This window comes from Rathayibacter iranicus NCPPB 2253 = VKM Ac-1602 (assembly GCF_003149025.1).
In the GTDB taxonomy this organism is placed as follows: domain Bacteria; phylum Actinomycetota; class Actinomycetes; order Actinomycetales; family Microbacteriaceae; genus Rathayibacter; species Rathayibacter iranicus.
In genome coordinates this window covers 1-8,309 of the sequence record NZ_QGDV01000030.1, presented here as the reverse complement: position 1 = coordinate 8,309, position 8,309 = coordinate 1, and the positions used below count along the sequence as shown (strand labels likewise).

The following is an 8,309-nucleotide window of genomic DNA, read 5'->3' as shown; positions in this document are numbered from 1 at the left end:
CTCCCCGCCGGGATCAGCATCACCGGGTCCGGTGGCCTCGCCATCGCGGGACTGGAATGGCTCGGCCACCGCGCCTACGACCCGGGGACCCGGGGTTTCCTCACGGTGGATCCCCTCGACCCGGTGATCGGTGCGGGCTGGTCCGGGAACCCGTATTCGTACGCCGGGAACGACCCCCTCCACGCCCTGGACCCCACCGGACTGCGGCCCGTGACCGACGCGGAGCTCCAGGCCTACCGCAACGGGAACAACGGCGCATTCGCCGCCGCCGGCGACTGGCTCTCGAACAACTGGGAATACGTTGCCGCGGCTGCCATGGTCGCGATCGGTGTCGGCCTGATGTTCACCGGTGTGGGCACCCTCGCCGGGATGGCCCTCGCTGGGGCCGCATCCGGCGCGTTCCTGGCTGGCGGGATGTCCGTCGCGACCCAGAAAGCGGTCAACGGTGGCGTCGACTGGGGCCAAGTCGGCATCGACACCGCCGTCGGAGCCCTCGGCGGCGGCGCCGGAGGCGCAGCCGAGTTCCTCGCCTACCGCGCCGGCGCCGGCGCCTTCAAGGCCGAAGTCATCGCCGGCACCGCCGACGGCGGAGTCTCCGGCGCCGCCCAATACCTCACCAGCCCCGGACCCCACACCCCCGACGGCCTCCTCGGCGCCACCGCCGGCGGAGCAGCAGGAGGCGCCGCCGGAGGAGCCGCCAGCGGACTCGGTGGCGCCGCCGCCCGCCGCCTCGACAAAACAGCGGACAAACTACTCGACGAAATACCAGCGGTACCACGACTCCCCCAAGACATGAACGTAAACCCGACACCACCTAAGCCGATGGAGCCCTTAGGGCGACCCGTCGGGAAAAACGCGAACCAGAACGCGGAGGTCTGGAACCTGGTTTCCCGGCTTCAGCGCGATGATAGAATCAAGGATATTCGAGTTAATCAGCAGCAAGTCAATGCAGACGGTGAGCGTGTCGGCATTAATCGGCCGGACGTACAGTACACAGATGCCGACGGTGTTCGCCGTTATATAGAATGGGATACAACCGCCTCCGGTCGGGGGCCGGATCATGCGGCAAGATTGAGAGCGAATGACCCGGACGGTGTCATCGAACTACGAATAGTAGACTGAAAAAGGAACAGATCATGGTTGATGCTCGAGTGCTCGGTGACAAGTTCGCTCCGATTACCTCCGACATGGGATTCGTGCGCGCTCCCGCCGCTGATGTAGTGCGCAGCTACTGCGAATGGGGTCTTGAATACGGGAGGCCGCGCACGGTCACCGAAGTGCCCGGCGGTCTGGCCGATGCAGGCTCCTTAATGGAGCCCCTTGATTACGGGCCGACGAGCAAGTTCCTCGTGGTCGGCACAGCCCACCCGGAATGGAGCGCATTTGTGGACAATGGAGCCCAGGGTACCGATCCGGGCAGTCCGACGAAAGTTTTGGGGCAGCGATTGAACACCGATTCCCTTTATATCAGTTGCATACCTGCGTGCCCGCCTGGAGACGAACGCGCCCGGCTCGGGGCGCGCAAGTTCGTCGTTCACCATCCGGATCCCAGGCCGGCCGCGGGTCTCGCGGAGATCATCAGGATGGTCGCCGTCATTCAGGACAGTCGCTGGACCTTTCACACCTCCGGCGACCCTTTACCCTTCGAGGACGTCGCCGCCTACACGAACCGTCGTATCGCCGACCGGTTCACCCCGGAGATGCTTGCCGACTATTGCGCCGCCTACGGTCTGCGTCCTTTCGATGACGACTTCTTCCCCGGCCCCTCCTACATCATCGAAGGAGAACGAAAAATCTCGCCCTTAGCCCGGCTGTCCCCGTCGGAGACGTTCGCGCAAGCGCAAGCCCGCCTGGGCATCGTGCCGCGCGACGATGCCCCGCAGCGGACGGACGACGAGCGGAGACAAGAATGAGTGAAGGAGTTGATAATGATGGATGCCCGAGTGCTCGGTGACCGGTTCGCGCCCATCACCTCCGACATGGGATTCGTGCGTGCCCCCGCTGCTGCTGTCGCTCGCGTCTACCGCGAATGGGCCCTTGAATACGGGAGGCCGCGCACGGTCACCGAGGTGCCGGGCGGTCTGGCCGATGCAGGCCCTCTGATGCAGCCTCTAGAATATGGCTCGACGAGCAAGTTCCTCGTGGTCGGCACAGCCCACCCGGAATGGAGCGCATTTGTGACCAATGGGGCACAGGGCACCGACCCGGGTAGCCCCACCGCCGTGCTGGGTCAGCGATTGAACACCGATTCCCTTTATATCAGTTGCATACCTGCGTGTCCGCGTGGAGACGAACGCGCCCGGCTCGGGGCGCGCATGTTCGTCGTTCACCGTCCGGATCCCAGTCCGGCCGCGGGTCTCGCGGAGATCATCAGGATGGTTGCTGTCATTCAGGACAGTCGCTGGACCTTCCACACCTCCGGCGACCCCCTGCCCTTCGAGGACGTCTCTGCTTACATGAACCGTCGTGTCGCGGACCGTTTCACTCCCGAGATGCTTGCCGACTATTGCGCCGCCTACGGCCTGCGCCCGTTCGATGACGACTTCTTCCCCGGCCCCTCCTACCTCCTCGAACGAGTGCAAAAAGCGAAGCAGATAGCCGAACCCGAAACGTTCGCGCAAGCGCAAGCCCGCCTGGGCATCGTGCCGCGCGACGACAACCAGGAAGAGAACAAGCCGTGACCGACGACACCACCATCGAGCAGACCCCGGACGACGAGGGAGTCACCGACCGTGATCTCCTCCACGCCGCTCTCCCTCTGACCATCACCGAGGCAATCCCGCACTATCCGACCGCGACGCTCACCGGCCCCGACTGGCGCCTGGACCTCGACTGCGACTGGGCCCTCACCGCCCCAGCGGGCCGCGTCACCGGCGAACACCCCCGCGACGCCTTCACCACCGCGTTCGCCGGCCTCACCGGCCGGACGATCGTCCGTATCGACTGCGAAGCCGACGCCTACGACCCCGTGCTCACTCTCGATGACGGGTCCATCCTCGAAATCCTCGGCGGGAAAGACAACGACCCCTGGCACTGGAGCATCGGTACCACCGTCGACCTCGAAGGCCCCGACATCAACACTCACGACGACTTCCTCGCCGGCAACTGGAACTACCTCCCCGACAACTGAGTAGAACCAGGGGCGCGCGATGGAGCATCCTCGCTCTCTGGTACTTGACGTGGAGTGGACGGGTCCGCCACCGCTCGAAACTGTCAGTCGCTACGTCGCTGCGCTTTCGCGGGCCGCGTGGGCTTGCTGGTGGCGGTAGAGCGTTGCGCGGCTCCACCCGACGAGGCGGGCAGCGTCTTCAGCGGTGCGGCCGCGGGCTCGGGCGTCCGCGGCGATTGCGAGCTTGTCCGCGATGACCACCGGATCCGACACGGGCCGGCCGAACCGGGTCCCGCTCGCGCGGGCCGCGGCAATGCCGGCGTTGATCCGTTCGACGGTGAGCTCCCTCTCGTACTCCGCGAGCGTGGCGAGCATGTTCAGCATCAGCCGGCCCGTCGACGTCGATGGGTCGATGCCATCGGAGATCGACCAGACCTGCACCCCGCGCCCGCGCAGCAGGCTCACCGTGTTCAGGACATCAATCAGAGACCGACCGAGCCGATCCACACGCCAGACGACGACAGTGTCCCCACCCTGGGCGTACTCGAGGAGCTTCTTCATCCCACGCCGCTCGGACGAGTGCCCGCGCTGGACGTCACCAGGCGGCGCTGATGCGCTCCTCGAAGTGCTGGCCGGAGCCCTCGACGGCATCGAGCCGGGAATCATCGCCCCCCTCCGGGACGGCTCGTGATGTCGACTCGCCCCCCACGCCCGCCAACTCTCGAAACCGACCGCGCGATCGCCGAGCGCACGCACTCACGATCACTGCCGTAATCGGTCGCAGCGACCAGGCCGCTCAAGCGACCCCACGGGCCGCGGTACAGGGCCATCGTCTGTTGTAAGGCATTCACCGGCACCCCCTCCGGCGCCCGTCGAGGCCAACCCGAGAAGGGCTAACCCCTCAGATCCGCTACAACGCCCTGCCAGTGGTACATGTCGATGGCGTCTTCAAAGTTCGATGCGCCGTTGCCACGTCCCAGAGACTCGCCCGCCGACGAATAGACCCAGACCTTGTAGTCGTAGTCGGGGTGTTCGTGACCGACAGTGAAGTCCAGGCGGACGGGGGCGTTGGCAATCATGCCGTGCACCGACGCCGGCGCCGAACCGGACGTATCCGAAATCGGCACGAACTCAGCTCCGTACAGGGCCATATTCCTGTTCACCTGCGCGATCAGATCGGTCATTGCCATGTCCAGCTCCATTTCTTCATCTTGCGCGAGGAGTGCGGTGGTACGTCGATAGTGGCACAGCCCGCCACCTGTAGTTCACGCGTCGGCTGCACCCGCCGCCCATAGGACCGGTGACGTTGGAAATCGCTTTAGTGGGCAGCGTCGTACGCCTCCTACACCTGCGTCGAGATGCGGCCGTCCACTCCCGGATCGCTTTCTATAGTGGCCGTGGACGCTGCGTACGTCTGCTCGCCGGCAATCGCAAAGAGCATCAACGAGAGATCGAACCACACCATGCCGTTAAAAATCAACGCGGCACGCGCGAACTTGGTCCGAGGCTTTGACATGCGCCCACCCTCCCATCGGACCCTGAACGCGTCCACCGGGCTGGCGCGGCCGGTTTCGCGCGTCAATTCGGATGCGAAGATTGGACATGAACTCGCTGCAAGATCCATACGTCAATGACATGCCAACCGATCCCGAGCTCCTGAGTGATCTGGGACGGGTCGCCTGGGCAGCCGCACGTCTCCATTTCGGAGTTCGAGACGCTATCGGCCGGCATCTGGGCGCCCCCACCGATGCCCCGTTCAAGACCACTCTCGGGGGAGCGATCAAGCAGCTCGAAGGGCTCGCGAAGAGCGCGGGCCGCATCGATCAGGTCGAATGGGCGGCCGACGTCGGTTGGCCCGCGACCCGCAGCCGGAATGCGGTCATCCATGCGATCGTCATCACCGCCGAGGACGGTCGACAGGCACTCGTCACCCAGGACCAGTCAGCCCCGGGTAGATTCCTCGTTCCCGAGCTGCGCGCTGTCACGCTCGACCTCATCAACGCGAGCATGAGGCTCACGCTCTAGAAGCACCAGATCACCGATCGCGGCCGAGGAGTCGCCCTCCGCCACCCGTTGGCGCGGCGATGACTGCGGCTGCACCGCCGACCGCTCCCCGGCGCGCTCCCGCACGACGGTCACCGGCGAAACAAGACGATGAGGCGTATGAAAGGGATGCCGTCCCGCGAGACGGCAAACCTCACCAACCACTGGCGGTGATTGCTTCAGGGAGGTGAGACTCAGGGCGCGCACTTGAGAGGCTCACCATCGCAAACTATGTCGCCCCTTTCGCTCGGCAGCAGACGATGACAGGCCTTTCCTAAATCGGGACCGCACGGTATCGTGCACACATGGATCAAACCAAGCTCAAATACAAAGAATTTTTGCCGACCCTCGCCGAGACTCAGCAAGAAACGGGCTTGGATGAATCCGCCGCATTCCTATATTGGTTTTTGATCAACGTGTACCGGTTGGACGAAACCGACGCACGCGACTCGATATTCGACAAAACCAACGACAAGGGAATCGATGCCATTTATGTCGATCAGGCAGAGCAAGCCATCCATTTTCTGCAGGCGAAGATCCGACAGAAGGATAATGGAACGGTAGGAGACGTCGGTCCCAAAACTCTCGTCTCGTCCATGCATCAGTTCGCAACCGCCGAAAAGGTAGATGCCATCATCGCCGGAAATGCTGCTCAAGAACTAAAACAACTCTTGTCCAGGGTCGGGGTACGGGATCTTGTCGAAGCCGGTTATACGTTGCGGGCTATCTACGTCACAAACGAGCTCAACGACGCCGACTCTACTGCGTACGAGCGCCTGACTGACGAGATTGAGGTTTTCGACAGAGGTGCGATAGCCGACCATGTCATTGACGTCACCCCGACTGCGGGAAAGGAAGAATTTACCTTTGATACTTCCTACGCTAATATTTTGCAGCTTTCAGCAGGAGGTGTCGATTCCAAGTCGGAAATGTATGTGTTTCCAGCAACTGCGCTGCAGCTGGTGCACATGGATGGGATTTCGGACGGCTCACTATTCGAGGAGAATGTCCGCCGAACTCTGGGAAACACCGCCGTCAATAAGTCGATTCGCGCGTCGATTGCTGACAAATCTACGCATCCAAACTTCCCATTATTTCATAACGGTATTACCATCCTCTGCGGCGAAGCGGCCGCCACTGAGGGGCAGCTCACCATCAAGAACTACTATGTGGTTAACGGAGCACAAAGTCTCACCAGCTTCTTCGATAATCGATCGAAGCTAACCGATGACCTCCGCGTGCTTGTGAAAGTCGTGGCCTTAGCCAATCCGCGACTGTCACGTACTATCACGGAGAACAGCAACAACCAGAACGCTATCAAGCCGAGGGATATGCGTTCGAATCATCTCCTCATGAAGCGCCTTCAAGCAGAAATTACCAAGAACGCGCCTGGATATTTTCTAGAAATCAAGCGGGGCGAAAAGGCGCCCGAGAATACTGTGTCGATTTCGAATGAACTTGCCGGCAGAGAGCTACTTGCCTTTGATCTTCACAGGCCATGGTCAGCTCACCAGATCTATAAGGTGTTCGATGAGCAGTATGCGGAAATCTTTGGACGTCGTGAGGTTACGGCCGCTCGGATTGTCCTCATTTACAAACTGCATCAACTGGTCGAAGATGCAATGAGCCAGGTCAAGGACCGGCCAATGGCCACTTACGCCCTTACCCAGTATTTCGTGCTGAGTACGCTCGCCGTGGTGCTCCGAACGGGTGAAAGCGCGCGAACCATCCTCAGCAACCCACAGGAATTCTCTGACAATCAGGTTGACGCCCTTTTGCAGCTGGCGCGTGAGGTGCTTAAGACGCTCGTTGTGGACCTCGATTATCATACGGCCGAGCTTCCCGATTTCGATTACAAGTCGGCATTCAAGAGTCAGGCGCTCTGCGAAGGACTCTCTAAGGCATTGCAAGCCGACTACGAAAAGGACGCAGCCCGAGATAAGGCGCAATCCATCGTGGGTTGGGAGCCCGCAGTACCGGCCGTAGACTGACGTCCCGCGGCATGTTCGCTAGGTTCTCTAATTTGAATGTCGCTGGAAGACAGTGGGGTAGGTATCGTGCCCCGGCGCCGAGCGGAGGTCGCCTAGGTGAAGCAACGTTGCGCCGCTACCCTTGTCACGACGCCCGCGCCATCACCGTGGGCGGTACGAGCGTGCTAATCGGCGGTGTCCTTCTCACTCTGTTCAGCCTGTGGACGGCAGTTTCGGCGAACTCACCCACCCTGACAGGCGGTCCTTCGGCTTCGCCACTGAGGCGGTACCCGTGATTGCGCAGGGACCCTGCCGCTAGCGAACTTGTCTTCATCAGCGTTGTCGCGGACTTGAGATCGGCAGCTGATCCATCCTCTTCCTCGAGACCTACGACTCGGTCCCTGCGTTGCTACTTAGCACTGGCAGGCCTACTCCGAGGCGCAGGACCAGGTCGGTGGGTCAGATCCTATTAAGCCGGATATCGGGTCGCCCGTTTCGTCCTTGCCCCTCGACATGGTGGTCCACGACGGCGGACGTCGTCCGGTGCAGGCCGTGCGCAACCCCTGATAGCAGGCGCCAGGTCGACAAGAGCGGCTTGATCGACAACCGATCACCAGCAAATCTGACTATCTGCTCGCTCTTCTGTCGCGCCCCGTCAACTTCACGGGTGACGGCACGCCGGGCATTTTCTCGGCGAGCGCGTCTTCCCGCCGAGTGACTTCGACCTAATCAAGGTCATCGGCACCGAGATCGTCTGGTCATCCATCAGTGGCGAACGCCGTGCCCTCGTCACCCGCGGCGGCCTCGGCACACGCACCTACGAGGGCGAGCTCCACCGCGACGGCGACCCTGCCGTCATCGCCCCCGGCATTTCCGACGCCTGGTGGCGCAACGGCAACGAGTTCGCCTCCTCGCTGCAGGCACCGCCTGCGGTCGAGACTTTCTACGCGGCACCGCCGCCACAGTCACCACCGGTGCCCGCTACGACCCGGCCCGCACCCCCGGCGCGATCGTCACCGCCCTGAGCGCCGACCTCGACTACGCGAAACGCTGGGGGATCCACCTGGCCGGCTCGGCCGGCCAGGTGGCCTGCAACCGCCGCGACAGGCACATCACCGTCACCATCACCGGGTTCAGCGACGCGGAAGCGCGCCGACCCGAGCCCCGACTCCGACACCGCGGACGCG

Annotated in this window: 9 protein-coding genes and 1 pseudogene; 7 read left to right on the top strand and 3 right to left on the bottom strand. The window is 62.6% G+C overall.

Annotated elements, in window-relative coordinates; translation table 11 throughout:
• The 4 genes from B0H03_RS15710 to B0H03_RS15695 form a co-directional block, all read left to right on the top strand.
• Positions 1 to 1,122, top strand: a 1,122-nt coding sequence (locus tag B0H03_RS15710) for an RHS repeat-associated core domain-containing protein (protein ID WP_276329560.1), incomplete at its 5' end; no start/stop codon positions are given.
• 14 nt (positions 1,123 to 1,136) lie between these two features.
• Entirely contained in the window at positions 1,137 to 1,913 is a 777-nt protein-coding gene (locus B0H03_RS15705; RefSeq protein ID WP_104354215.1) for a hypothetical protein, read from the top strand.
• Between the two features lie 15 nt (positions 1,914 to 1,928).
• A complete protein-coding gene (locus B0H03_RS15700) occupies positions 1,929 to 2,681 on the top strand; it encodes a hypothetical protein (RefSeq protein ID WP_104354216.1) in 753 nt (250 codons plus the stop codon).
• Entirely contained in the window at positions 2,678 to 3,130 is a 453-nt protein-coding gene (locus B0H03_RS15695) for a hypothetical protein (protein WP_104354217.1), read from the top strand. Before B0H03_RS15700 ends, B0H03_RS15695 begins: the two co-directional genes overlap by 4 nt.
• 90 nt (positions 3,131 to 3,220) lie before the next feature.
• Here B0H03_RS15695 and B0H03_RS15690 read toward each other — a convergent pair.
• From B0H03_RS15690 to B0H03_RS16830, 3 genes and pseudogenes are all read right to left on the bottom strand, one after another.
• Positions 3,221 to 3,682, bottom strand: a pseudogene (locus B0H03_RS15690) (recombinase family protein); the annotation flags it as partial.
• A gap of 320 nt (positions 3,683 to 4,002) precedes the next feature.
• Positions 4,003 to 4,299: a hypothetical protein gene (locus tag B0H03_RS15685; RefSeq protein WP_127843892.1), complete on the bottom strand. Its 297-nt coding sequence runs from the start codon at positions 4,297 to 4,299 to the stop codon at positions 4,003 to 4,005.
• A gap of 152 nt (positions 4,300 to 4,451) precedes the next feature.
• The gene (locus tag B0H03_RS16830; RefSeq protein ID WP_160487377.1) at positions 4,452 to 4,625 is read right to left on the bottom strand and encodes a hypothetical protein; all 174 of its coding nucleotides are present in this window, start codon (positions 4,623 to 4,625) and stop codon (positions 4,452 to 4,454) included.
• Positions 4,626 to 4,711: 86 nt separating this feature from the next.
• Between B0H03_RS16830 and B0H03_RS15675 the strand changes: the two genes are divergently transcribed.
• The 3 genes from B0H03_RS15675 to B0H03_RS15665 form a co-directional block, all read left to right on the top strand.
• Positions 4,712 to 5,134 carry a hypothetical protein gene (locus tag B0H03_RS15675; protein WP_202130183.1) on the top strand — a complete coding sequence of 141 codons (423 nt, stop codon included), beginning with the start codon at positions 4,712 to 4,714 and terminating at the stop codon, positions 5,132 to 5,134.
• Positions 5,135 to 5,457: 323 nt separating this feature from the next.
• Positions 5,458 to 7,143 carry an AIPR family protein gene (locus B0H03_RS15670; protein ID WP_104354221.1) on the top strand — a complete coding sequence of 562 codons (1,686 nt, stop codon included), beginning with the start codon at positions 5,458 to 5,460 and terminating at the stop codon, positions 7,141 to 7,143.
• Between the two features lie 862 nt (positions 7,144 to 8,005).
• Positions 8,006 to 8,309 (top strand): hypothetical protein (locus B0H03_RS15665; protein WP_133248954.1); only part of this gene is annotated, 304 nt, incomplete at its 3' end.

Excerpts from the sequence above, each read along its gene's own strand:
- B0H03_RS15705 (WP_104354215.1), top strand. The coding sequence starts at position 1,137 with ATGGTTGATGCTCGAGTGCTCGGTGACAAGTTCGCTCCGATTACCTCC.
- B0H03_RS15700 (WP_104354216.1), top strand. The coding sequence starts at position 1,929 with ATGATGGATGCCCGAGTGCTCGGTGACCGGTTCGCGCCCATCACCTCC.
- B0H03_RS15685 (WP_127843892.1), bottom strand. The coding sequence starts at position 4,299 with ATGGCAATGACCGATCTGATCGCGCAGGTGAACAGGAATATGGCCCTG.
- B0H03_RS16830 (WP_160487377.1), bottom strand. The coding sequence starts at position 4,625 with ATGTCAAAGCCTCGGACCAAGTTCGCGCGTGCCGCGTTGATTTTTAAC.
- B0H03_RS15675 (WP_202130183.1), top strand. The coding sequence starts at position 4,712 with ATGAACTCGCTGCAAGATCCATACGTCAATGACATGCCAACCGATCCC.
- B0H03_RS15670 (WP_104354221.1), top strand. The coding sequence starts at position 5,458 with ATGGATCAAACCAAGCTCAAATACAAAGAATTTTTGCCGACCCTCGCC.